Here is a 23936-nt window from a genome sequence, read left to right on the forward strand (position 1 = left end):
TCAGTGCCCCGCCGTCGATTGCAGCAACAACTCCACATCGGAAAGCACCGTGCGGGCATCTGGCTGGGGCTGGGCGAGAGATTGCGCGGCCTCGCGCGGGACCAAGACGAGTTCCAGGCCCAGCTCTTGGGCTAGGGCCATGGCGGTGGTCAGCCTTGGTGCGCTCTTTCCGCCAAGCGCAAGCCTCACGCCTTGCGGTGAGAGCCCGGTTCTGGCAGCAAGCTCTATGTCGCTCAGGCGGCGCACCTTCTTAGCGTCCTTGAGGGTCGAAGCGAATTCCTGCAGAGTGCGCATGATATTAAAATGTTGTTTTAACCATAAACGACACATTTATAGCACTTTCCAAGAATGTTACAAGCAACATTTAAGTATCAATCTTTAGCAAAACGATAAATAGATGTGGTTTGTCAAATGCAGACCAAGCATTGAAGGCGTGCGCCGCCCAAAGGCAACACCTCAGCCTTTCCATCACCCACACGTCGAAGAAGCCCCTTCTTTTCCAGGCCCGACACGGCGCGTCCCTCGGTGCGCTCGTAGGTCACCACTTCGCCGGCTTGTTGCGGGCGTCCGTGTGGATCATCATCCAGCAGGCCGACCATGTAGCCGTGCTCAGCGGGACTCAACTTGATCTTGCCGGCCTGAATGTTGTCGATCTTCATGGGACATTTCCACAGGATGTGTTGAGATTGCTTGGCATCTTCACCGCAAGGACGGCGATTCCACTCACGCAGTGCCTCGGGCAAGGGATTCAAGATGCAAATCGTGAATGTCGAGTCAGGGCAAGTTGGAACCATCGGTAAGGGGTACTCGAAAAACCGCTCGACCGAGCCCAAGGTAAGCCACCCAACGAACCCCGACCTGCTGCGACTGCTGACGGTTGGTGAGCACGCTGCAGTCAAAGGGATCGACTCGCTGTAGGCGATGTTTGGTGACGCCATTTGATATATGGCTTGCCATGTGGCATCTATTGCCATATACTGCGATATATGGCACAACATCACACATCGATCCACCGACCGACAGCCCGCGTCGGGTGGAACAACCGCTCGCAGACGGTCACGATGCCGCTCGAATATCGGTTCCCAGAGTCTGTGCGCGAGGTCTTCATTCGAAGAGAAGGGGAAAGCGTCGTTTTAACGCCGCGCCCGACTGACTGGTCAGCCTTCTTTGCGTTGGGCATGACTGCCTCGGCCGATTTCATGGAAGAAAGCGAACGCATGCCAATTCAGGAGCGCACGTTTTGACAGCGCAATTGTTCATGCTTGACACGGATACCTGCATCTTCCTCATGCGAGGCGAGTCCCAGACGCTGGCGACTAAGGTGCAGTCGGTGCCTCTGCAGCAACAGGTGATGTCGGCAGTGACGTTTGCAGAGCTGGCCTATGGTGTGCAGGCCTCTGCTGCCGCCAAGCGCAAACAGAACCAGGCGGTTCTTGACAGTTTGGCCTTGCACTTGGCTGTGCTGGACTGGCCTCAGGATGCGGCGAAACACTACGCCGAGATTCGCGCAGACCTGAAGAAACGGGGCGCGCAGCCCGGCGCTGCTGATCTCATGATTGCAGCACATGCGCGCGTCATGGGAGCCGTCATCGTCACGAACAATGTGAAGGACTTTGGGCGCGTGAAGGGCCTGCAAGTCGAGAATTGGACAAAGTAGGAAACAGCCATGTCATTCAGCCACCACCGAGCGCAGAGAGCAAACCATGCAGGAGGGCATGTGGCCATGGCCGTTGTGCCGTACATGCCAACAACGGGCGTGCCCGCTGCAGCACGCGCGAATTTTCAGCCCTGGGCGTGTATCTTCCATTGCGATGATGATGGCCCACGGCATTTCGTTGCATTTGGCGGTCGCTCAGGCATGCAGTCCGCAGTGACCGAGTATCTTGGCTCAAAGGTCTAGGAATGAACATGGGGCACGCACTCACATCCACTGCCGCGTGCCAAGAGGCTGACGCCATGGCGCTGGAGAAGGCCAAACTCGGCGATGGTTCGCAGATCCTGGAGTGCACTCGCCAAGCACTTGACAGCTATGACCTTACCTACAAGGTGCGCAGCGCTGCTGGTGCAGTGAAGTCGTTCTATTGGACGTTTGACGGCGAGACTTGCCGCCATGCTACCCAGACTGAACTGCTGGGCCTGCCCGAAACTGCACCGACAAAAGCGGCCCTAGCGCTGCTCAACTGACCGAGGAAAACAACACTACCGTGAGAACAACTTGCTAGGCTGGTTGTAAAAGGTTGTTTATGGTAGTACAATGCAACTAACTTAAAGGAGTGTCGCTATGGCTGTCGCAATGAAACTTTCTGATGATCTTGTTGAGGACGCAAAGACTGTTGCTGCGGCTGAGCATCGCTCAGTTCCAAAGCAGATCGAATACTGGGCGCGAATCGGCAAGGCGGTTTTGGACAACCCCGATCTCCCCTTGCGGATGATTCAGGACACGATGCTGTCCCTTGAAGAGGCGAAAGCTGGTCATGTCTCGGCCTACCAGTTCGGATAAGCCATGGTGTTGAGGGCTCTATCGACTTCCTCCTTCGACCGGCTTGCCAAAAAACTGCATGCAAAGGACAAGACAGTGCTCGATGCAGCGGTGCTGGAGGTTGCAAAGAATCCCCTTATTGGCGAAGAAAAGCGAGGTGATCTGGTGGGCGTGTTTGTACATAAGTTCAAGCTCAACAACCAGGAGACATTGCTTGCTTATAAGTTGCAACCCGACAAAAATAAGCCCGTCGAATTTGTTTTGATGTCGGTTGGGCCGCACGAAAACTTTTACTCTCAATTGAAGCGCTCTAAGTAAAGGAGATCGCTATCAGCAGTGGAGCTGATGGGCGCCCTTGGCGCTACGCAAATTGCGGACGATGAAATTGTGGGAGCCGCCAGGTGTTGTCGCAACGACGCTTATCTGCCTGCCAAGGTTTTCGTCGCAAAGATGCGACCCGCCATTGTCGGGCGATAGCGTATCTTGTGAATACACGGCTTCAATGTTCTTCAGGTGGAACAACACACTTTTCGGCGCATGCCGATGGCCTGGCTCGGCTTCTGTGCACCAAAGATGGCGTTTCTTGTGACAGATGGCCTCCATTTTTCGCAGGAGCCGACCCCCAACAATGGCGTATCTTGTGACGGATCTTTGATTCAGGGCATACAGAGCTTGCTTTTGATGATGTGGTGCATGCAGGGATGCGAACTAACGACCGTAACGGTAGGACGTTGGAGTTGTGTTCGGTGGCCGACTTGCTTCAAGTGTTGCATCTCTTGTGAAGAGTTCCGGTGCTCCAGCTGGCTTTGCAATCCGCCCAAAAAGGTGAGCGCACCTGCACGCCGTCCAGTGGAATGTTGGCCAGCCAGGCCGCGTTGATATCAAAGGCGGCCCCGGTGAAATTTGTACAGTTGCCATTACCCGCGGCATACGTCGAACACGCGCGTCAGTGCATTGAAGTCGAACTGCGCAAGGGTGCGCTCCTGCGCGTTACGTAGCCAGCAAGCCTAACGGCGGACTTCGCCAGTTGGACGGCTGCGCTGCTGCGATGATTCGAATCAACGCGGCCTGGCTGGCCAACATTCCACTGGACATGCGTGCGGGTAGCGGATCTGGATCTAGGAGCCTATGTGGCAACGGATGTGGCTGCAGCAGTCTCGTATTTGCGTGTGCGCGCCGCCAGTGAAAAGATCACGGGCATTTGGGCAGAGTCAGCGGCCATCCTGCCCAAGGCCAGGGCGGCACCGGGCTAGGAAACCACCGATTGCCCCCATTCTTATGGTGTAGTAACATGGCTACATTGTTCACATATCGGAGGTGCTGCAATGACCATCACCACCCTATCAAGCCGCGAGTTCAATCACGGGACGAGCGCGGCAAAACGGGCCGCAAACAACGGGCCAGTGTTCATTACAGATCGAGGCCACCCGGCCCATGTGCTGATGAGCTTTGAGGAATATCAGCGGCTAACCAAGCAGCGGCGCAACATTGCCGATGCACTGGCAATGCCGGGCATCGCCGACATCGAGTTTGTGCCGCCGCGTGTGACCATCGAACCCCGGCCGGTTGATTTCTCATGATGTTTGTTCTTGATACCAACGTGGTGTCCGAGTTGCGCAAAGTACGGATTGGCAAGGCCGATGCGAACGTGACGGCATGGACGGAAACAGTCGATGCCGCCGACCTCTTTGTGTCAGCCATCACCATCATGGAGCTGGAGCTTGGCGTTCTGTCGATTGAGCGCAAGGACGCCACCCAGGGGGCCATGTTGCGTTCATGGCTTGGGCAGCACGTATTGCCTGAGTTCTCCGGCCGCACGCTGCCAATTGATACCGCCGTGGCGCAACGCTGCGCCCGGTTGCATGTCCCCGACAAGCGCGGCGAGCGCGATGCACTCATTGCGGCAACGGCCCTTGTGCATGGCATGACGGTGGTTACTCGCAACGTTGCTGATTTTCAGCCAACGGGCGCGGTCATTCTCAACCCGTGGGAGGCGATGCAATGACCGCTGCCCATGAGCGTTACACGACATGGCTGTGGTAACGCTCCGGGGGCACTGATGGCAATCAGCTCCCCCAAGGGCTGGATAGTCTTTGCTCGACTACTGCCTGTATCGCAGCCACGACCGCAGCCTGACCTGGATGACGAAGGTGACCCGCTCGGTTCGGATGTTTATTGAATACTTATAGAGCAACCCCGCCGAGCGCGAGACCTATCGCGTGTTTCAAAACATTGCCCAACGTCTCTATGCCGGTACCTTTGACCGGGAGTCAGGCCTTGACTCGAGCGGACTGTGCTGGGCACCACGTTCGCCACAGGATGCCTCGTACAGCGGGTAAGCGTGACGGTGTCTTGGCACCACACATAGAGCGCGTCTGGCAAGGCAACATGCGTGTCTACCGTGCTGACAAGGTCTGGAAGTAGATGAACTGCGATGGGGTTCGCGTTGCCCGCTGCACGATCGAGCGCTTGATGACGCCTGGGCCTGCAGGGCGTGAGCCGTGGCAAGGTGGTGTGCACCACCATCAGGGACGCCAAGCTGCCACGCCCGCTGGACAAGGTCAATCGGGTCTTCAAAGCCGAACGACCCAACCAGTTCTGGGTATTGGTCTTCACCTGCGTTTCAACCTGGCTAGGCTGGTTGTACGTGGCTTTCTTGATCTACGTGAACGCCCGGCGCATTGTGGGCTGGCGGGTCAATAATTCCATGCACACGAAACTCGTTCTGGATGCCTTGGAGCAAGCGCTGTATGCCAGTCACGCCGATAAGACGTCTGAGCTGCTCGTCTTGTCCAGCATCAGAAATGCCGCTTTAGGATCGATGATGAATAGGGTCGCCGTGACAGGATACCGGGAAGTCATCGGGTCGATAGATTCTCCGGCGGTCACATGACCTTGAGTCGGATCAGGCCAACCAGCCGGTCGGCATACCTGACGAAAGTGGCTCAATTCGAAGTTGGCGCCTAAAGCAGCAGTTAGTTGCAGGCCAGTGAGGTTACCCAATGGTCGCACGTTCAGTGTACCGGCACCTGGCAGTCGCATGTACAATGACATCTGGGTCGGTTTTATTTGGCATGCCGGCATTGGATGTCATGCGACAAAAAGCTCCAGTTTGGAGTGGAAGTGACCGAACAAGGTCTGGTTTTGGCAGTTGGAGTCGATTGAAACCGTGTCTGGTTTGTCGCCTCATAACCCAAAGGTCGGAGGTTCAAATCCTTCTCGCGCAACCAACAAAATAGCGGTTCTCGCTAACAGTAAACGCCCACTTTTCAGTGGGCGTTTTTGTTTGTGCCCAAGTTGTGCCCACTCTGTGCCCGCGTTGTGCCCACGCGGATTCAGCCGATCACTATTGCGACCATTGGGTAGATTTGGCACGTTTTACTTTAGTGACTGACTCTTCAAGGTTGGTTGCTGTCAGCTAATTCTGTAAATCTGACGTCCGCTGCGCCTCAAAGTGAATCGCCTTGGGGCGATTCAAAAGAGTTTCCGGACTTTGTGTACGACCGAGCTAGCTGCTGCTCGATCAAGCTGTTTTGGCGGCGCAGTCACTCAGCGAAACAGACAGGTCAGCAGCAGATGGGCTTGCGATGGCCGATCAGCAAACGGCCGTAGGAGAATGAAGGCCTGCTACGTCGTCTACGTAGCCTGGCAGCGCTGGAACTTCTCGACGCGCTCCCGTAATATCTTCCCCATGAACATCCGTCACCTCTCCAAACTGCGTGAGGCACAAACCAGATGAAGACGCGTCCTCTCATCGCACTGGACGCAGACGGCGTCCTGCTGGACTACAGTCTGGCCTATGCGCACCTCTGGGAACGTGCTTTTGGGTATTTCCCGAAGGAGTTGGACAAGAATGCATATTGGCCCTTGGACCGCTGGGAAGTCGAGGCGCTGGATGGTGAGAGGCTCTCAATTTTCAAGGATTGCATGGATGAGCAGTTCTGGTCCACGATTCCTGCCGTTGAGCATGCAGTGCAAGCCTGCCACCGATTGCACGATGCTGGATTCAACCTCGTGTGTGTCACAGCGCTGCGCCCGCAGTTCCAGAACGCACGTTTACAGAATCTGCGGGATGCTGGATTCCCCATCGAACGGGTGATTGCAACAGGACGCTCCACAGGGGATCGCAGTCCCAAAGCTGCTGCTATAGAGCAGTTGGGTGCTGCGGCTTTCGTGGACGACTATTTGCCGTACTTCAAGGGCATCAAACCTAGCACTCACCTCGCTTTGATATGCCGTGGGTCAACTCGATCCCCCAATGTTGGGCCTGATCTGAAGATTGTTCATTCCCAACATTCGAGTCTTGCGGCATTCGCGGATTGGATGCTGCGAAGCGGGCCGGGCAACTCTGGAATCAGCAGCATTTCATAGTGCTTCAGCCTCTTCCGGATCTCACGAGCCAAGCCGACGCATAGGCAGCACCGTCAGTTGTCCTAAAACCGCCGCTGAAGGTGCACCACCCGGTACCAGATGTGAACCCCATCGCGCCGTACCTCCTGGCCAGCCAGGGTGATGGCTGACTGGATGTCCTCGGTAAAGAGCTCATCCACCTAGGTTTGGTTGTCGAGTACCCGGGCGGTGTAGTGATTCGGCGCTTGTTGGTCGATATGCAGTGACAGAAGCATGGGCGTGTTCTGAGGATGAACCGCTATCGTAACGATGCCCCCTGAGGGCACTGCCCCCAGTCTCTGATCCCATGAACACCGTGTACGCAAGCCCGGAAACATGCAGCCCGGTCAGACCGATCTGGGTACCAGTGCGTCCAGCATGGCTGGCATATTCGACCAGTTGGGTCGGCGTTACTCGCCGCGCTCCAGGACACGACTAAGGTGGCGCAGTCGGCTCTGGAGGGTATTCCCGTAGGAGAGTCCCCGTATCGGGAGCCTAAATCGCGCTGCTTCCGCTTTAGGCTGGGAGCTGCCGGTCGACCACCCAAGGGCGGAGGATCGTTTTGACCGACACCGGTCGTTCTCAGCAGAGACTGCACGCGGCCAACGCTCAAGAGCGCCCCCCGAGTATGTCGACAGCATGACCTAGACGGCGACCAACTCGGCCAACTTGGCGGCGACAGCTGCCAACGACCCCTCCGTCGTGCTCAGGCCACTACGCGAGCCAAGCAGAGGGCTGACGTCACGTAGGGCTTCATACGTCGTATCGTGCACAATGGGAACGAGCAGATCGCGCGCGAGAAGCGCGGACAGCTCCTTCTCTGCGATGCCTTCGCCTCGCACGCGACTCAGCAGCGAAGGGGTCACCAGCACAATCCCGACGCGGGATTTCGCCAGCCCTTTGTCGATCTCGCGAAGCAACGACGTGCCAAGGGCCACGTCCTTCTCGCTGAACCAAACTGAGACGCCGCGCGACTCAAGCTGATCGTGCAGTTCCTTGGCCGCACCTTGCCGGTCGTCCCAAGCGTGGCAGAGGAAAATGTCTCGCAGGTCAGGCAGCGCGGCTCGACTTTCGATGCTGCGCCGCACGGGCGTGAGCGCTCGAACATCCGAGACCGTGTATGACACGGACGAACCGGCGCGTGACCAACTCGGCCTGGCACCACTGCTTTGTCCGCCGCTGCTGCCCGACGAGAAGTAGGACGGCGAATACGACCCATAGCTGCTGTAACCGCCGTAGCGGCCGTAGCGGCCACGGCATGAAGGGCATGCGGCTGCAGCGCTTGAGGAACGATGACCTTCGACGGGGGCGGTACATCTGGCCATGGTTCAACCCTTGGGCGGAAATTTGTCGTTGCCGTGGCTGTCCTTGGACTGGATCTGCCCGTTGCGTCCGTGAATCAGCAGCTCGGTGCCCTGGTTCTGCGAAATGGCACGCGCCCGGTCGACGGCATCTGTCTTCCGGTCGAAGAGCTCCGTGGCGCGTTTGCCGCCTGCGCCCTGGACAGCCCATCCATCTTCGCGCGGAACCACATGTTGATTGCGTTTCGTCATTTCAATCATCCTTGTCACAGCTGAAGTGCTGCTCATTTGTATGTGCGGTGACAAGCAAAAACGCGGACAAAATACCCCTGATGTCCGCAGCGGCACGAATCACCGCACATACTTATAACGGGAACAAGGGGGCTCCGTGACAGTTAAACGACTACCAGATAGCGCCGACGCGACGGCCGAGGAAGTCTGCGAGGCAATCGAAAGCCTGTCCGAGGCAGAACTCGGGCGCATCCACCGCGCGGCTCAGTACGCCCTGTTCGGTACCGAATACACAGACCCGCTCGAACTTCTGGGAGAAGCAGTCCAGCGGACTCTGGAGGGCGTCGGCGTCAAGGGTGGCCGCCACTGGCCCAGGGACGTGCACTTCGTTGCCTACATCATCAGAACCATGCAATCAATCGCTGACGGATCAAGCGTTTCCGTTGTCCAGACCCGGACCGCCCACCTTGAGGCGATGGCGGGCGACGAGGGCAGTGCCGAGCTGGCTCTAGCGCAAGCAGGCTTCTCCTTCGCCGATGTCGTTCAACAGGCGCTGGACATCGAGGAAACAACCGAGCGGCTAAGCCGCGCTGCCGCCGACGCCGCCCTCATAGAGGCCCATTTCGCAAACGACGAAGAGATCCAGTACCTCATCATGGGTGACAAGGATGACCTGAAACCAGCCGAGATCCGTGCCGCCTCGGGCATGAACCAAACGCAATACGACACAGCCCGAAGACGGTTTCGCAGAGGCCTCAATACCTTGATGCCAGGCAGGAGGAAATCATGAAGCAGTCCAGACAAAGCCAGGAAATCAGCTTCATCCGCGCCAGGGCGCTGGAAGACCTCGCGAACACCAGCGACGACGAGATCCGGAACGAGTACCGAGAAGCTGGACAAGACTTGAGCTCAGTTGCTAAGCAAACGCATGCCAAGCTTCAAGATGTGGTCGCGGCCGGCATGCGGGCAAGGCTTGCTTCGGCCAAGGCAGCTAGCAAGGCGGCGGCTGCAACCCATCCTATCGACCGGATTCGCCCAGCAATGGAACGACTCAAGGAAATCGTCACCGAGGCGTTCCAGCGCGAGCCCAAGATCGCCATGGCATTTCGAGACGGCAAGAAGCAAACCGACGAAGACTTGGCCACGGTCTACGACGATCTGGTGAGGATGGGAGTAGTCAAGCCGGAAGACCATGGCCGTTGAGTATTCGACCCTAAGCCTGCCTGAAAAGCTGCTCTGGCAGCACGGCGTCCGCGAGCCTTCCCACATCGACTTAGAAGCCATCGCAAACTACAGGGGAGCGGAAGTTGTCTATCGGCGTTTATGCGGGTGTGCGGCGCGCCTCGTCGCTGCCGGCGACAAGGCAGTGATTAGCGTTGGCCTTGGCACGTACCCCGGTCGCCAGCGCTTTTCGTTAGCCCACGAATTGGCACACTGGATTTGTGACAAAGGTCAGGGCTCGTTTCGGTGTGCGAACGAGGACATCGGTCCTCAGAATGCCGAAGCGAAAAACATCGAGGCTTACGCGAACGTATATGCAAGCCAGTTGATCTTGCCGAGCTACTTAGTTGATCCCTGGCTTGACGGCAAGCGCACCAACCTAGACACGGCGAAGGCGCTGGGGAATGACTTTGAAGCCAGTTTGACAGCGTCGGCAATCAAAGTCGCCAGGCGCGCTCAAACCCAAACCTGCGTCGCGTGCCACAGCCAGACTAGGCGGGTCTGGAACCAGAAGAACCTTGCGTTTCCGCAGGATTTCTACGTCAGGCAGGAGTTGCACCACGACACTGCAGCGTTCGCGATGGCGTTCGGAAAAGCCAGCGGGCTATCCAGGCCAGTCAAGGAAGCGGCCGATCACTGGCTGCAGGGACCCGAGGCTTATCGGCGTACCGTGGAGACGCAGTCGGTCAAACTCCCTGACGACACCGTCTTAACCATGATCACGTTGATACCGACGAAACCATGATCGCATCGGAGGAAAAGACTTTCCACGTACCAGATCGTCAGTACCGACTTGCCTCTACAGGCGAGGAAGGGCTGTTTGACTTTCTGGAGGATGACCCCCCACCTGTTGAGACTGAAAAGTCTGTGCCTTGGTGTGACAGTTTGTCCGAAGCACTGCAAACCATCAACTCAGCATGGCCCCTGTTGTATGGCATCTTTGTTCACCCTGCACACCGGGAGGAAGTGTGCAAGCTCTGGCATGCCCAACTCAAGGAAAGAGGCGAGGAAGACTCTGTGCGTTCTCAAAAACGGAAGCACTGGATGGAGCTCTTCGGGAAATCCGCATGAGCATCACAATTCCAACGCCGACAGTGAACGTCCACCCCTGAGATTGGGCAACCGGGTGGCACCGGATGGCAGCCTGTTTGACACCAAGACGCGCGGTCGCCTGATGAGTAAATCGAGAAAAAACTGGGCGATTCAGGCAGGCACACTGGGATTTTTGAGAGCTACCCTTATAAGGGTAAATATTTTATGCAGCTAGGATTTCAAGCTTAATCAAGTGCCTAGCAAAGAAATCAAAGTAGCGGCTTTCATTCTCCACGAAAACTACGATATTTTCCTTTGCACGAGTCAGGCCCGTGAAGACCATTTCTGGACTGTCATTATTATTGACAAGTAAAAAAATTAGAGGGGATTCAAAGCCCTTGAAGCTGTGTGTGGAGCTGAGTTTCATTAGTCCACTATTGAGATTAAAACCATTCTTCTTGGAAGCACTGATCTCCTGATATTTTTTTGAGTATTTTGGGTGTTCTGATACTTCCAGTGAAGGAAAGGCGCACAGGGTTTTTTCTTTGTGCAATTCAGAGGTTCTAAGAACATGATCGAGATCTCGCAAGACAATTTCTTGAGAAGAGATGATGGAAATGTCATTGGGGTGAATGCTATGTTCTTTGGCAATCTTAATGATATGTGCCGCCAGCTCATCCATATTTCGACGATCAAATGTGGTGTATGCCTGAACTCCAATGCTAGTGAGACTCATTTGAAAAGACTCGTCCGAGTCCAGCTCATATTCGTGAAACAGAAATGACCTTTGAAATGAATCCACCAATGGAATAACTGGAGATTGCAAGGTGTAGCGATAGCTCTTAGTCAATTTTATCCAGGTGCCAAAACCTTCAACGACTTTAGAGCGCCGCTCTCCATCCAAAGCCCGCTTGTAAATGTTCTGTTTCTCGTCACCAAAAAGGAGCATTTCTCCATTTTCAGTGAGGAAGTTTGAACGAATTAACTTGATCCACTCTGGCTTGTAGTCTTGAATCTCGTCAATCAGGATGGTGTCGTAGATCGTCTTGATTTCTTTGCCTTCAAAGACGTGTTGGTTGCTGTAGTAGGTCGCTTCCAAGTAGAGGTCGCGTTCTGTGGCAATACGTCGCGCAGTGGCAGCATCTTTACCGTCATATTGCAGATGTTCGGGAATGACGACATCAATTCCTGCATTGTTCAATGCAATGGTGATGAACCGGTGGTAGTTACTGATGTCAAAGGCAGACCAAGGGAAGTCCTCACGGACGGCACTGATCTTGTCGTGAATGTAGCTGCCCAAGGTAATGTTAAAGGTCAGCACTAGAACCCTACCTTCATGCCTCTTATGAGCATTGACGGCCCGTCCAGCGAGCACCACAGTCTTGCCTGAACCTGCAAGACCACAGACCTTGTTTCTTGCTCCGGCTTTACTTTGGATCAGCTTAGCTTGTTTTTCTGAGTAGCTGGGCAGCTTGCCCTCATGGGCATAGTGATAAGGTGGGTTGAGTAGCCGCTTAAATTCGTTGTAGACAGACTCATCAAAGAGGGTGTCTTTAGCGAAGATGGGGAAGGTGAGTTTCTTGAGTTTATCTCTGTGAAGTGACAGAGCTAGATCGCGTTCAAACCTGAACTTGCCACGTTCAATCCACTCACGAGATTTTTCATAAGATGCAAAATAATCGGGATTACCCTTGAGCTGCTTTTCATTTTCAAGTGCTTGCTCGTGAAGGCGGTCTAAGTGTGGCTGATATAAGCGGTCAAGTGCTCTCTTGCTGCCATTGTGAAAATACACATAGGTCTTGATCAGCTTGAAGAACTTCTCACTCTTCAGACTCTTTTCAAGCAGACCATTGACATGGATTTCAAAGAAGTTCTTTTTGTAGCGGTAAGCCTGTTGGAACGGAGATTTAACTTGCTGCGAGCCAGAGGGGAGGCTAACGGCCCACTTGTTATTTTTGTCAATACTGTAGAGATCTAAATTCCAGTCTTTGACCTCGATAATTATTAAACCCATGACGGGTGACATGAGGACGATATCTGGTCTATCCCCATTAAAACAGGGTTGGAAGTACACCTCAACTTGGTCGTCAAAATGCGACTCCAAAAACTCCAGAAGAAATACCTCGCCCTCAGTCGGCTTTTGTTTGGCAGATTTTGCTGCTTCCAAGGTGGGGATAAGGACGGCCATTTATTATTTTTATGATTGTAATTACAAAACTTGCCGTTCTTGATCGATGAACCGGGTCTCGACCGCGCCGAGTACGGGACGCATTCAGTGCGCAGAACCAAAGCGGCACTGATCTACCGGCATACCAAGAACCCACGCGCCCTGCAACTATTCCTGGGGCACTCCAAGCTTAGGTCAACAGTGAGGTATCGCGGCATCGAAGTGGACGATGCCCTCGATGGTTCCGTGGGCGGCACAGTTAGTCTGTAAATGTTTTCCAGGTTTGGGTGGAACGTTGCCATCATTCACTTCATCGAGTGCTCGCCCATCGAGATGGCGAGCTGAACAGATGAACCGCGCACGCTCAATCGCGACGGCCGATTGATTGGGAAGGACTGGTAAGAACTCATAAAGTCACGGCTTGCATGAAGCGATCTAAAAGAGGCGTCAGGACAGCACGTCCCATCCACTCCACATGGTTGGTTGAGTTGTCGTTTCTGACGTCTAAACCCCAGTCAAATTTAAGACCACATTCATTTCCGAGCAAGTAGCGCGGGTGCCTGTCCAGTGAATGTTCTTTATCCAACAGACCGTACTCGATCACAATGTCAGAACCGCCCACATCACTCAGGATCGCAGCAAGATCTGCCTCGAACACCTTTCCATCGTCAACGTCGATCATTGCCTGACCAGCTGTCACCATGAGCTTGAAGATTTCAACCTTCTCTGCTTGCGCGGCCCTGATCAACGCTTTTAAGGATCGCACGTAGCGATCAGCCGAACGCGTTTGTTGAGAGTATTTGTCTCGATAGCGGAGTTGAAAGTACGGGTCAATCAAGACTACCTTCGTAGATATCTGAAACAACGGTCTAGCGACATCGGCGTAGGCAACCGGAGTCCTTGGTATGTGCCCCCCACTGCAGTCGGGGAGGGCATCGGGATCGCTGAGCACATCTGCCACTGCTCGACAAGGTGGTTTTGATCCGATGGGGCCAATAAGTCCTTGTACTTCCTTCAGGTGCTCTGCATTCTTTACCCACGGAAGAGCTGACGAGTAGCGCGTGTTCGTGGGCAGGAGAGATCGTTTGGCTCTGCGCAGCAACTCCGTCAGACGCGCACGCTCGATATCTCCTGCGCCCGGATACTGCACTCCGACATGCGCGTGCCAGTCGGACGGGAAGTTGACAATGAAGCGTCCGTGCTCAGGACCGAACTGCCGCAGGAGAAACGCCAGTTCAAGAGCCGTGGACGCTGCACAGGGATCAACTCCGTAACGATCATTCATCGAAGAGCTCCGTCCAACGCTCCTCGAAAAAACCATGCGGCCAACGGTCAATGAACTCGCCTTCACGGGAAATTCGGAGATGCTTCACTGTGGACATTCCGTCAGGATTTGGGTCCACGTACAAAACAACCACACTTTCGCGACCAAGAGAGTGAGGGTCAAGAGAACGATCTGGGTCAGCGGCTTGTCGAATCCTCCTCAACAAACGGAGCAGGAGGTGCTCGCTGTGGGTTTCGGCAATGATCTGGTGGCACCCCCTAGCGTTGTGGCCACCAAAGTCTGCATCTCCCAACGCCACAATCAGAGCGTCTGCCAGTTGTGACTGCAAAGCCGGGTGCAAATGCAACTCTGGCGGCGCTGGTAATGGCTTTGCCAGCCGAATCGCGCAGGTTCGCGCTGAATCGTTCCGCTGGAGAGTTCCACCACCTGGCATGAAGCCATCGAGATGTCAGTCGCAGAAGGTGCTACTGCCGATTTGCTGACAAGTGCGATTTTTCCCTTGACCATCTTGAATGAAGGTAGTGTTGCCAATCCTTTGCGCAGAGCTGCCATCAGAACCAAACGTACTGTTGCCGATGTGCTGGTACGACTGACCATCGTTGGTGTGCGTGCTGTTGCCGATGTTTTGGTAACTGCTTCCGTCTGAGCCCAAAGTGGTGTTGCCAATGCGCTGGTACGACGTGCCATCGCTGGAAAAGGTTGTATTACCAACCTGCTGGTAGCTGGTCTGCGCTAATAGTGACGTTGCGATGAATGCCAGCAATATTGTGGCGACGCGCTTGATCATTTGTGGATCCTTTTATTTGACGAAAGCAGTTCAGTCACAAATTGCACACGGAACAGCGGGAAACCAAAGCAACATCGCCGTATTTTCCCTATCTTTCTATCGCGAGACGGGCTGACAAGAACATTCGGGCGCTGTGACGGCGGTGTTCAAAATTCAGCGGCCTAACAGTTTATCACTGAGCTTGCACGCGTTTATTTCGTATAGCAAGTTGACCATCCAGCGGATGCTAACACGGGGACGGGAAGCGGAATACGAGCCTTCGTCGGCGACGGAGTACCCTAATAAACTGTTTTGCGCAGTAGCCCGGCCCGCGCGCAATTGGTGTGCACAGCGGTTGTCGGCGCAGCCTCGATAAGCGTCCAAATCAGTCGACCTGGCAGCATTACCAAGGCAGCAGATCTATTGTATTGGTTTTTGTTTTTGATTCAGGGTGCATTTTCTGCAAATGTGGGGGTCTCGATTCCGTAAAGTTTGTCATATAGATTCGGTCTTTTTATATCCTTTAAGTATTCAGTACTCTTTTTCTCGTCGCCATAATATCTAAGTAGATTGCCGTACATCACTGCAAGAACTTCAGTTGTAAATCTGCATAGAATTTCATTATTTTTTATACCCAATAGGGCGATTTCTAGTTGTCGTACGAGTTTCGGATCTCTTTCAGTATATGGAGAATATTTAAACTCGTAAGGAAATTTCTGTTCATCCAAGCTTCCATGAATTAGCCATCCGAGCTGCTTGCTGCTTAGAAGCATTGATATAAAGTCTGAGGCTGTTATAGGAAGATTTGTGTGTTCGCGATAGAAAGAAAGCACACACTCATGCAGGCGGGCTTCCACTTCTTTTTTTTCAAACAAATAAATGTAGGATTTAAGATGATCGGCTGACATGTCATCCCTGAGTATCATTTCAGGGTATTTTATGGTTCTTGAATGTAATTCTCCATCTTTCCCTTGTAGCAAGTGGATGTGTTCGTGTGATAACACTGACTCTTCGACTGCTTTTTCGTCTTTTGGTGAGATGATGTGGATGCTCGAATCATCTGAGGATATTTTTGCAAAATATCCTAATCTTTTATTCTTTGAAAAAAAAGAGACGATTAGTCCCTTAATACTTAGTGCAGTAATTATGCAGAAAGCACTTCCGTTAAGAATGGCTCGTGTGAGCTTTGATTTCTTTGCAACGTAATTTTTATAAATGCGTAGAGTTGATAAGGTGTCAGGGTCAAGTGTCTTCGAAAACTCAGTTGATAATTTATTTTCTATATCTGGATCGCGATATAATTTTGAATAAGTAAGAATGTCATTTGCTATGATCCCGAGGCCTTGCATTCTAATTATCGAAAAATGACCATTAACAATTTGGCATTGCAGCGGTATGGGTGGAAAATCTCCGAAATCGTCAGAAAGTTGCGCTACTGACGTTTTTTCTTCAACGTTGTATAAGTGGTGAAATGGTCTTCTCGTGGCTTTCATTTGCTTCAGATGTGTGTTGGTAGAATATTTATTCGTGTGTATTTTGAATGCAACGTCATAGTGAACGAGTTGTGTGTTTAGCGCAGAATTTCGCGGACGCGAAACTGCCCCGACCCTCATGCGCGCGCGATAGGAACATCCTCCCACCGTGTGGTGTATTGCGGTGTGCGCCGCAGCTGCTTCATTCCCCATGTTCGGGCTTTGTTGCTTGCGCCAGTGCTGCCGATGTGCACGGTTCCTTTGCCATACCGGCCGTTCAGCGCGTCTACCGAGGTCATCAGTTTTGACCGGTCACGGCCAGCAACTTCCTCAAGGTCCAGTTCCCCCTGCAGCACGCTGCCGGGCACAAGATCGAGCAGCATGACGCCAGCTTTGGAGAGTTGGTAGCCTGGCTGAAAGACTTGCCGAATCCCCATGCTTGCTGCTTGCACAAGGAGAGCCGTGTCGGAAGTAGGGCGCCGCAACGGAACGACAACGGAGCGGTGCATTCGCGGTCCGGGTCTGAATGGGTTTTGGCGATCCATCTACTTGATTGCAGCCCTTTTCAGGTCCAACCACATTGCGCGCAGTGGGCCACGGTAGTACCAAATCAACCCGCACATCCAGTAAAGTGAAAGTGACGCTGGTGCATTGGCCTCGCGCATCAACGCAAGTGCCGCTGGGTTCATGAAACGCCAGTACAACCAGTAGCACCCATCAACGGTAAACCACGTCCAGAACAGCATTGCCGGCCATTGCCGCCACCGTCGCTCAACCATGACGTGCATCGACCATGATGCTGTCAGGTACGCCATAGTCGCCATGATGAAACTGACCGGTATGTCCCAGTCGGGTGCATCGTAGTAAAAGGATCCAACGACCAGCAGCCCAATGCCGATGGCAAGTGTCGCTAGCTTCCAAGGGCGCTGCAGTTCGGTGAACGAGTCCATTTGAATCCGGCTATTGAAAAGTGCTTGCAGCAAAGCTGCGCCGGTTCATGACTGATGCTCCCAAATCTTGGTCTCGAAGTCGTACTCGTATCTGGAAAATGCATCACCCGCTGCTGACGGTATTGCGAGGTAGGGTTTGCCATCCGTTACGCGGTAGATAACCCGCGGCTGAATGAGAGAGGGCGTCAGGTCTGGCAATCGCGATGGGTGCTTTGGCGTGAGTAGTTCCAGTGAGTCTGGATAGTGCCCGGTTTCAAGACGGAAGGACTCGATGGCCTTTGTGATTGGGGCGGCATTTGCCGGAACCTGCTCGTCAACTTTATACACATGGATCAGTGAGGCTATCGGCACCAGCACCATGACCGCCAATCTCCTGACGCCATTCTTTACCGAGTCTTTGGAAAAAATCTTGTGGATCACAAGCAATGGAACGCCAATGACGACAGCGACCATCAGAACACCCATTGAAAATAGCCCTGTTCCATACGTCAAGGCTGGCGCGACCGATAACAACAAGATCCAGAACCAGGTCCAGCGCAATTTCCGAACCCACACAGCCCACAATCGGTGCTGAGTTCCAATCATCGATGCAGCGGACATGCTTGCAGATTGAGTGGTTTGACTTGCCCACCTCAATGCAAGCCACGCCACTGTCCCCAAGACGGCTGCTATTGCACAAAGCTCATACACCGCGTCGTGCGTGACCAGGCCTAGCAAAGGATTCGCCCTTGAGAATGGAAGCAATGGTTGAATGTCAAGGTGGATCAGGCTGTCGAGGGCCACATGGCTCAAGGTGCCGATCAATGCACCGCTCATCAAGGCGGTTTTTGATACAGTTTCTGGCTGAACCAGCCGGTGCAGCCCGTAGTGAGTGACCTCCCGGTTCCAATTCCTCAGCAGGTAGCTGCAAATGCCTCGCCCCACAAGCATCACAAGGCATGCAATGGCCAATGCGCCAAGAATAGTGTGCGTTGGGCCGTGCAGAACGTCGCCGCCGGTCAGCATGCGGACACCAGGTTCAATGTCCATCGCGATCTGAGCCACACCGAACGTCATCACGCTGAAGTGTCGGTTGAAACCCGGCTTCGCAATGAGCGCAACTCCCATATGAAATGGCGTAAAAGGCAATTTCAATCTCCAATTTGAATCTTTAAAAACGCTGCGAATCCTTGGACGGTCTGCGCCGCACTGCGCTGCGTCTGGGTATGGAGCGGCCAAACTTTTGGAAGAAACTTGTCAATGGCGCCAAATATGCTTCTTGGCATGGCGTTTGCCGACGGTGATGATGGGGCCATTGTCACTGGCTTGCACCAAATAGCGAACATCTGAGCATACGTCTCACAAGAAACAAACCAGAAGGCAGAAGTTCATGCGAGCGCCTCCACTGGGTTAAAAACCCAAGGCGACAGCCTGACGTTTGAGGGCTGCGATGTTGCGCTGGCGTTGCTGCACTTCGTATCGTTGCTGCCCCTGATTGTTGCCATCTACGGGGGCCACTTGAAAACGGGATCAATATTTATTGCCAGTGGGGGAGGGCTCAGAATTTCGCGGACGCGAAACTATCCGACCTTCATGCGCGCGCGATAGGAACATCCTCCCACCGTGTGGTGTATTGCGGTGTGCGCCGCAGCTGCTTCATTCCCCATGTTCGGGCTTTGTTGCTTGCGCCAGTGCTGCCGATGTGCAACTGGAGATCCCCCAGCGAATTGCACGATGCCAAGGTTCATGAAGACGGCGATGCGCATATAAAAACTGAAAAACACAAGACAAGCTTACTGTGTCGGCTTTCATCGTCGACACCCTAGACATGAGGCGCAAGCGTGATAGGCGGTCGAACTTACAGGGTAGATCTGTATGCACTGCTAGCAGCTCGCAGAGTTTTGCCTTTAGTAGATGACAGCAATCTGACCAGTAGCGTGCGTTCGAGGGCGAACAACGGATGACTGCAACCGCTGCATAGCTGACCATATAGGAAAACCTTCAACGCCCCAAAACAGCGCCCGCCCATCGTCGGACTTCAGCCTCACACAAGTGGCAATAGAGACTCTCCGCAAAAACGTCGGCTCATTCCCCCACCACCAACATATCATCCCAACAAGTCGTGTAAGCCGGTGACCTGCGCTCCTGCCGCATGGCCCAGCTTGCACGCTCTCCCAGCGCCTCGACCCCTGCGCTGGCCAGCTTCAGCGTCCCCCGCCCGTAGCGCTGATTGAGCTCATCGAGCACCCCCATCAAACGCTCACGGGTGCAGTCTTGGGCTTCCTGTGGCTCCAGATCAAGCTCCCCTTGCCGCAGCTTTGCGCTGTGCAAATCCAGCAGCATGACGCCTGCCTTGATGAATGCGTAGCCCGGTCGGTAGATGCGGCGAAGCCCGGCCAATGCGGCATTGACTACGGGCACCGTATCGCTGGTGGCCCGCAGCAGCGGTACGGTGATGGATCTGGCGTACTGCGGTCCTTTGCGATATGGGCTGGTGTGAATGAACACCAGCACATAGGCGGTGTGGCTGGACTGCCTGCGTAGCTTCTGCGCCGCCATGCTGGCAAACGTGCTCACGGCCTGTTCCAGGTCCGCAAGCCCACTGACTGGCTGCCCGAACGACCGGGTGCAGGCGATTTCCTTCTTAGGTGGCGGTTGATCGTCCAGTCCTATGCACGGCATGCCTTGCAGCTCTCGCACCGTGCGTTCCAGCACCACGGACCAACGCCTGCGCACGGTGGCCGGATCGAGCCGAGCCAGGTCCAGCACAGTCTCAATGCCTGCAACCTTGAGCTGGGCCGCGATCTTGCGCCCCACGCCCCAAACCTCTCCCACATCAGTCGAATCCAGCACCGCATCCAGATCTTCACGGGGCAATTGCGCGAGGTTGCACACCTGGGCCAATTTCGAGGGGTAGGAGCCGGGTTTGCGTTCAGCCGTCTTGGCCACATGGTTGGCCAGCTTGGCGAGGGTCTTGGTATGGGCGATACCGACGCCGCAGGGTATGCCCACCCACTGCAACACCCGGGCACGGATGGCATGGGCTCGTTCGGTCATGTCGCCCCGGATGCCACTGAGGTCCACAAAGCTCTCGTCAATCGAATACACCTCATGGCGGTGACCCAGCGCAGCCACCAGGCTGGCCATGCGGTCAGACATATCGCCATACAGCGCAAAGTTGGCCGAGAGGGCCACCAGGCCCGCCTGGTGTTCCAGGTGCCGGATCTCATGCCAGGGATGGCCCATGCGCACCCCCAGTTCCTTGGCCTCGTTCGATCGGGCAATGGCGCAGCCATCGTTGTTACTCAGAACGATCACCGGGCGATGCTGCAGGTCCGGCCGGAACACCCGTTCACAGCTGACGTAGAAATTATTGCCATCCACCAGCGCGTACACAGGGGGCCTCCAGCCGTGCTTAGAGCGCCTGCTCGGGTTGATTGTCGAGACGTGTCATAGAACCGGGCACCATCGGATTCAGTTCTGGAACCGCTTGACGCTGGCGAGGACGACACCCCAGACCTCGATGGTCTGGCCCTCCTGGGGAATGATGTCCGGGAATTCCGGGTTGGCTGACAGCAGCTTGAGCTTGCCGACACGCAGCCACAGCTTCTTGCAGGTGAAGGCCCCATCGACCACTGCCACCACGATATGACCATGGCGCGGCTTGATAGCGCGGTCCACCAGGATCACGTCGCCGTCGAAGATGCCCTCGTCGCGCATCGAGTCCCCCCGCACGCGTAAGGTGTAGGTGGCCTGGGGATGCACGATGATGTGCTTCAGAACATCAATCCGCTCTGCCTGAAAATCCTCTGCAGGCGACGGAAACCCCGCACGCACGCTCGTGTCAATCTCCAGTGCCGTCAGTCCAGGGGCATAGGGCACAGGAGTGGAGCAGGAAGAATGGAGAACCGGGTGCATGGGGAAGGGGAGCCAGGACAGGCGAACAAGCTGCAGACACAAATACTGTTGTTATATCCAGTATATTCCCTGCTGCAGTTCTCGGGCCATGTCCGACTGGAATGGTTTGCCCATCTTTTAAGCGCTGCGCTGCAGGCCAGTACTGGCGCAGGATGGGCGGGTTATCCCAGGAACTATCCACAGCATTGACCCCGTGCATTGGGGACAACGACACACCACACAACGACAGGACAGGGCATGTGCAGCCACTACCAGGGCATCCAACGACCCGAGACCTATCGGGAGATCTTCAAGGCTGAGCCTCCTGCCGCCCCAGGCAAGGAGGACATGTGGCCCTGCTACCAGGGCAGCTTCATCCGCAGGCACCCGCATGCTGATGTGGGCGATGAAGCCGTCCCAGCCCATGAAGCCCTGATAGGACAGTTCGGACTGGTGCCACACTGGGCTGACGATCTCAAGCTGGGTCGCCACACGTTCAATGCCCGGTCCGAGACAGTGGCCACCAAGCCCAGCTTCCGGGATGCATGGCGTCAAGCCCGCCACTGCATCATCCCGGCCATGGCCATCTATGAACCGGACTGGCGTTCGGGCAAAGCCATTGCGACCCGCATCAGCCGTGCGGATGACCAACCCATGGGGATCGCCGGGCTGTGGGACCAATGGAAATCTCCGGGGGGTGAGACGGTACACAGCTTCACCATGCTGACCATCAACGCAGACCGACATCCCTTGATGAACCTGTTCCACAAGCCCACCGATGAAAAACGCATGGTGGTGATTCTGGAACCGGAACAGTTTGAAGACTGGCTTCAAGCACCCGCGACCCGTAGCATGGAATTCCTGCGACCCTTCCCAGCCGAGGGCCTGCGGGCGGGATAGAGCCCGAGCAATCTTTCCAAAAGCATGGGGCACTTCGCCCCCATGCATTGATCCAGCATAAACCAACCGATTGAAATGAAACAGACCGCGTTATGGGCGCGCATGTTGCGCCTGACTGCAATCCTGGCACTGACCGTAACCAGCGCAGCCCATGCCCGGCTCCCCGTCTTTGAAGCCCTGGACAGTGCATCAGGACATCCGACCCGATTTGCCCAATGTCCCCAGTTCTTCGTGGATGGCAAACCACCCGCCATACCGGCACGTCCCAAGCTGCGCGAGCTTTGCTACGAAGCCTTTGCAATCTTGCACAGCGGGGAGACCAGGACGCCGGTCTATGTGGCGCAACGCCTGAATCGCCAATCCATCGAGGACGCTGACGAGAAGAGAGCGACCAAGTTCTTTGCTGACGCGCGCCTTCCCCGAGGCGAGCGTGCCGAACTGGAGGACTACAAGCGATCGGGTTACTCCCGTGGCCACATGGCCCCGGCAGGAGACATGCCGACGCCGACAGCCATGGCCCAGAGCTTCAGCCTAGCCAACATGGTGCCGCAGGATATCCAGCACAACGGTGGTGCCTGGGCCAAGATCGAGCAGGACACTCGCCGGTATATCCGGCGGGCCAAGGGCGATGTGTTCGTGATCACCGGGCCGGTGTTCACCCCGGAGAGTCCCCACATCGGTAACAACGGGGTCAGGGTTCCAGCCTACCTGTTCAAGCTGGTGTACGACCAGCATGACAACCGGGCCTGGGCGCATTGGCAGGAGAACCGGGAGGAGGAGCGGGTCGGCAGGCCCATCACCTACGAGGAGCTGGTAAAGCGTACGGGGGTGGAGTTCTTGCCGAGACTTGCGGGCTCACAACCGAATTGAGGGTGTTTTGCACCTCTGGTGAATACCGCCCACAATGGGGCGTCCCTGGTCGGACCGCCAACACAATGTCGATCGAAGGTGCAACATGACGGGACCGTCAACTGATCAGCTCTCGAACCAGTTTGATTTGCAGGGCACTCCTGCAGGGGGCACGCGTTAAACAGCGCTTGAGCCTGCTCGCATCAACCGAGCCGTTAGTACGATGAACTCCGGACCCGCGCGGAAGCCCGCGAACAGGCAACAGAGAGAAGAAATAATGAGGGCTATCTTCATCGACTTCGATGGCGTATTGCACCCAGCCGGCGGGCCTGCAGGGTCCTGTCTTCCCTTCGAATGGCTCTCTGATCTGGCAGCCATTCTCAGCTCGCACCCGGCGATTCGCATCGTGGTGCACTCCAGTTGGCACCTCACATACCCACATGAAGAGATCCGCGAGTTCTTGAGCGCGCTGAGTGCCCATGAGATCGATATCGTGGGACCCGGAGAAAAGCTGCAGGCCATCACGGCGTACCGGAGTGCCCACCCTGAGATTGAACGCGGCCTTGTGATTGACGATGAGCCCAGCGAGTTTCCAGCGGGATTCCCTCTTCAGGTGGTGGCCTGTGACCCTGCTACCGGCATCAGCTGCCAGCACGTCAAAAGCCAGGTCACGGCGTGGCTGGACCACACCAACACGCATCCCTCAGGATGCTGAGCGGCTGCCGGGAAGCACATAGTGGCGGTCAGGCAGAGGCCTGTTAGCGCTTACTCATCAGGCTGGTATTCAAGGAGATCGGCTACCGTAACTCCAAGATAGCCACACAAACGGTTGATTGCATCTATTTCGATTCTTTCGACTGTCTCTTGATACAGCCGCGTCAGCGTTCCGCGATTGATGCCTGTATCGCGGGCGACATCGCTGATTTTTAGCTTTCTCTCGCCCAACAAACGGCCTAAGTGGCAGCGGATCATGGTCTTTAAAAGATGTTTTTAATCTCTAGGAGGTTAAAAAAGCTTG

Annotated in this window: 30 protein-coding genes and 2 pseudogenes; 17 read left to right on the forward strand and 15 right to left on the reverse strand. The window is 55.1% G+C overall.

Going from position 1 to position 23936, the window contains the following annotated elements; translation table 11 throughout:
* Positions 1-294 (reverse strand): helix-turn-helix domain-containing protein, encoded by a 294-nt coding sequence (locus tag AC1RDS_RS10285; protein ID WP_492226932.1) that lies wholly within the window; start codon positions 292-294, stop codon positions 1-3.
* 113 nt (positions 295-407) lie between these two features.
* Complete coding sequence (locus tag AC1RDS_RS10290) at positions 408-659, reverse strand: hypothetical protein (RefSeq protein WP_492226933.1); 252 nt, start codon at positions 657-659, stop codon at positions 408-410.
* Between the two features lie 327 nt (positions 660-986).
* On the opposite strand from AC1RDS_RS10290, the gene AC1RDS_RS10295 reads away from it, so the two are divergent.
* The 9 genes and pseudogenes from AC1RDS_RS10295 (at position 987) to AC1RDS_RS10335 (ending at position 6850) form a co-directional block, all read left to right on the forward strand.
* Positions 987-1244 carry an antitoxin gene (locus AC1RDS_RS10295; protein WP_492226934.1) on the forward strand — a complete coding sequence of 86 codons (258 nt, stop codon included), beginning with the start codon at positions 987-989 and terminating at the stop codon, positions 1242-1244.
* A 14-nt stretch (positions 1245-1258) separates the two neighbouring features.
* Positions 1259-1657 (forward strand): type II toxin-antitoxin system VapC family toxin, encoded by a 399-nt coding sequence (locus tag AC1RDS_RS10300; RefSeq protein ID WP_492226935.1) that lies wholly within the window; start codon positions 1259-1261, stop codon positions 1655-1657.
* A gap of 299 nt (positions 1658-1956) precedes the next feature.
* Positions 1957-2184, forward strand: a complete 228-nt coding sequence (locus AC1RDS_RS10305; protein ID WP_492226936.1) for a hypothetical protein — start codon at positions 1957-1959, stop codon at positions 2182-2184.
* A 97-nt stretch (positions 2185-2281) separates the two neighbouring features.
* On the forward strand, positions 2282-2500 hold the full coding sequence (locus AC1RDS_RS10310) for a TA system antitoxin ParD family protein (protein WP_492226937.1): 219 nt from the start codon (positions 2282-2284) through the stop codon (positions 2498-2500).
* 3 nt (positions 2501-2503) lie between these two features.
* The gene (locus AC1RDS_RS10315) at positions 2504-2797 is read left to right on the forward strand and encodes a type II toxin-antitoxin system RelE/ParE family toxin (protein ID WP_492226938.1); all 294 of its coding nucleotides are present in this window, start codon (positions 2504-2506) and stop codon (positions 2795-2797) included.
* A 1007-nt stretch (positions 2798-3804) separates the two neighbouring features.
* Positions 3805-4059, forward strand: a complete 255-nt coding sequence (locus tag AC1RDS_RS10320) for a type II toxin-antitoxin system Phd/YefM family antitoxin (RefSeq protein WP_492226939.1) — start codon at positions 3805-3807, stop codon at positions 4057-4059.
* Positions 4056-4484: a type II toxin-antitoxin system VapC family toxin gene (locus AC1RDS_RS10325; RefSeq protein ID WP_492226940.1), complete on the forward strand. Its 429-nt coding sequence runs from the start codon at positions 4056-4058 to the stop codon at positions 4482-4484. Before AC1RDS_RS10320 ends, AC1RDS_RS10325 begins: the two co-directional genes overlap by 4 nt.
* Positions 4485-4816: 332 nt before the next feature.
* Positions 4817-5348, forward strand: a pseudogene (locus AC1RDS_RS10330) (IS3 family transposase); the annotation flags it as partial.
* Between the two features lie 866 nt (positions 5349-6214).
* Positions 6215-6850: an HAD family hydrolase gene (locus AC1RDS_RS10335; protein ID WP_348703592.1), complete on the forward strand. Its 636-nt coding sequence runs from the start codon at positions 6215-6217 to the stop codon at positions 6848-6850.
* A 662-nt stretch (positions 6851-7512) separates the two neighbouring features.
* On the opposite strand, the gene AC1RDS_RS10340 is transcribed toward AC1RDS_RS10335, so the two are convergent.
* Together AC1RDS_RS10340 and AC1RDS_RS10345 are read right to left on the reverse strand one after the other, a co-directional pair.
* Entirely contained in the window at positions 7513-7995 is a 483-nt protein-coding gene (locus AC1RDS_RS10340; RefSeq protein WP_492226941.1) for a toll/interleukin-1 receptor domain-containing protein, read from the reverse strand.
* Positions 7996-8196: 201 nt separating this feature from the next.
* Positions 8197-8421 carry a DUF2188 domain-containing protein gene (locus tag AC1RDS_RS10345; RefSeq protein WP_492226997.1) on the reverse strand — a complete coding sequence of 75 codons (225 nt, stop codon included), beginning with the start codon at positions 8419-8421 and terminating at the stop codon, positions 8197-8199.
* A 136-nt stretch (positions 8422-8557) separates the two neighbouring features.
* On the opposite strand from AC1RDS_RS10345, the gene AC1RDS_RS10350 reads away from it, so the two are divergent.
* The 4 genes from AC1RDS_RS10350 to AC1RDS_RS10365 are packed head-to-tail and all read left to right on the forward strand — an operon-like array spanning position 8558 to position 10692.
* A complete protein-coding gene (locus AC1RDS_RS10350) occupies positions 8558-9190 on the forward strand; it encodes a hypothetical protein (RefSeq protein WP_492226942.1) in 633 nt (210 codons plus the stop codon).
* The gene (locus AC1RDS_RS10355; protein WP_492226943.1) at positions 9187-9603 is read left to right on the forward strand and encodes a hypothetical protein; all 417 of its coding nucleotides are present in this window, start codon (positions 9187-9189) and stop codon (positions 9601-9603) included. The genes AC1RDS_RS10350 and AC1RDS_RS10355 overlap by 4 nt, the downstream gene beginning before the upstream one ends.
* The gene (locus tag AC1RDS_RS10360; protein ID WP_492226944.1) at positions 9593-10366 is read left to right on the forward strand and encodes an ImmA/IrrE family metallo-endopeptidase; all 774 of its coding nucleotides are present in this window, start codon (positions 9593-9595) and stop codon (positions 10364-10366) included. Before AC1RDS_RS10355 ends, AC1RDS_RS10360 begins: the two co-directional genes overlap by 11 nt.
* Positions 10363-10692, forward strand: coding sequence for a hypothetical protein (locus AC1RDS_RS10365; RefSeq protein WP_492226945.1), 330 nt, complete (start codon positions 10363-10365; stop codon positions 10690-10692). Before AC1RDS_RS10360 ends, AC1RDS_RS10365 begins: the two co-directional genes overlap by 4 nt.
* A gap of 184 nt (positions 10693-10876) precedes the next feature.
* Here AC1RDS_RS10365 and AC1RDS_RS10370 read toward each other — a convergent pair whose 3' ends face one another.
* The gene (locus AC1RDS_RS10370; protein ID WP_492226946.1) at positions 10877-12841 is read right to left on the reverse strand and encodes a nuclease-related domain-containing DEAD/DEAH box helicase; all 1965 of its coding nucleotides are present in this window, start codon (positions 12839-12841) and stop codon (positions 10877-10879) included.
* Between the two features lie 42 nt (positions 12842-12883).
* On the opposite strand from AC1RDS_RS10370, the pseudogene AC1RDS_RS10375 reads away from it, so the two are divergent.
* Positions 12884-13090 (forward strand): annotated as a pseudogene (locus AC1RDS_RS10375) (hypothetical protein); the annotation flags it as partial.
* 136 nt (positions 13091-13226) lie between these two features.
* On the opposite strand, the gene AC1RDS_RS10380 reads toward AC1RDS_RS10375, so the two are convergent.
* The 9 genes from AC1RDS_RS10380 to AC1RDS_RS10420 form a co-directional block, all read right to left on the reverse strand.
* Entirely contained in the window at positions 13227-14105 is an 879-nt protein-coding gene (locus tag AC1RDS_RS10380; protein ID WP_492226947.1) for a hypothetical protein, read from the reverse strand.
* Positions 14106-14553: 448 nt separating this feature from the next.
* Positions 14554-14892 (reverse strand): hypothetical protein, encoded by a 339-nt coding sequence (locus AC1RDS_RS10385; protein WP_492226948.1) that lies wholly within the window; start codon positions 14890-14892, stop codon positions 14554-14556.
* A 425-nt stretch (positions 14893-15317) separates the two neighbouring features.
* Positions 15318-16364: a hypothetical protein gene (locus AC1RDS_RS10390; protein WP_492226949.1), complete on the reverse strand. Its 1047-nt coding sequence runs from the start codon at positions 16362-16364 to the stop codon at positions 15318-15320.
* A gap of 116 nt (positions 16365-16480) precedes the next feature.
* Positions 16481-16888, reverse strand: a complete 408-nt coding sequence (locus AC1RDS_RS10395) for a DUF4113 domain-containing protein (protein ID WP_492226950.1) — start codon at positions 16886-16888, stop codon at positions 16481-16483.
* Positions 16889-17293: a hypothetical protein gene (locus AC1RDS_RS10400; protein ID WP_492226951.1), complete on the reverse strand. Its 405-nt coding sequence runs from the start codon at positions 17291-17293 to the stop codon at positions 16889-16891.
* Positions 17294-17338: 45 nt separating this feature from the next.
* Complete coding sequence (locus AC1RDS_RS10405) at positions 17339-18427, reverse strand: hypothetical protein (protein ID WP_492226952.1); 1089 nt, start codon at positions 18425-18427, stop codon at positions 17339-17341.
* Positions 18428-18863: 436 nt separating this feature from the next.
* Positions 18864-19013, reverse strand: coding sequence for a DUF4113 domain-containing protein (locus tag AC1RDS_RS10410; RefSeq protein WP_492226953.1), 150 nt, complete (start codon positions 19011-19013; stop codon positions 18864-18866).
* Between the two features lie 344 nt (positions 19014-19357).
* The gene (locus tag AC1RDS_RS10415; RefSeq protein ID WP_492226954.1) at positions 19358-20668 is read right to left on the reverse strand and encodes a Y-family DNA polymerase; all 1311 of its coding nucleotides are present in this window, start codon (positions 20666-20668) and stop codon (positions 19358-19360) included.
* Between the two features lie 78 nt (positions 20669-20746).
* The gene (locus AC1RDS_RS10420) at positions 20747-21190 is read right to left on the reverse strand and encodes a LexA family protein (protein ID WP_348703640.1); all 444 of its coding nucleotides are present in this window, start codon (positions 21188-21190) and stop codon (positions 20747-20749) included.
* A gap of 237 nt (positions 21191-21427) precedes the next feature.
* On the opposite strand from AC1RDS_RS10420, the gene AC1RDS_RS10425 reads away from it, so the two are divergent.
* From AC1RDS_RS10425 to AC1RDS_RS10435, 3 genes are all read left to right on the forward strand, one after another.
* The gene (locus AC1RDS_RS10425) at positions 21428-22069 is read left to right on the forward strand and encodes an SOS response-associated peptidase (protein ID WP_492226955.1); all 642 of its coding nucleotides are present in this window, start codon (positions 21428-21430) and stop codon (positions 22067-22069) included.
* 75 nt (positions 22070-22144) lie between these two features.
* A complete protein-coding gene (locus AC1RDS_RS10430) occupies positions 22145-22939 on the forward strand; it encodes a DNA/RNA non-specific endonuclease (RefSeq protein ID WP_492226956.1) in 795 nt (264 codons plus the stop codon).
* 256 nt (positions 22940-23195) lie between these two features.
* Positions 23196-23633 carry an HAD domain-containing protein gene (locus AC1RDS_RS10435; RefSeq protein WP_348707544.1) on the forward strand — a complete coding sequence of 146 codons (438 nt, stop codon included), beginning with the start codon at positions 23196-23198 and terminating at the stop codon, positions 23631-23633.
* 50 nt (positions 23634-23683) lie between these two features.
* Here AC1RDS_RS10435 and AC1RDS_RS10440 read toward each other — a convergent pair whose 3' ends face one another.
* The gene (locus AC1RDS_RS10440; RefSeq protein ID WP_348707542.1) at positions 23684-23890 is read right to left on the reverse strand and encodes a helix-turn-helix domain-containing protein; all 207 of its coding nucleotides are present in this window, start codon (positions 23888-23890) and stop codon (positions 23684-23686) included.
* Between the last annotated feature and the right edge of the window lie 46 nt (positions 23891-23936).

It is taken from the genome of Acidovorax sp. GW823-FHT02H02 (genome assembly GCF_058797075.1).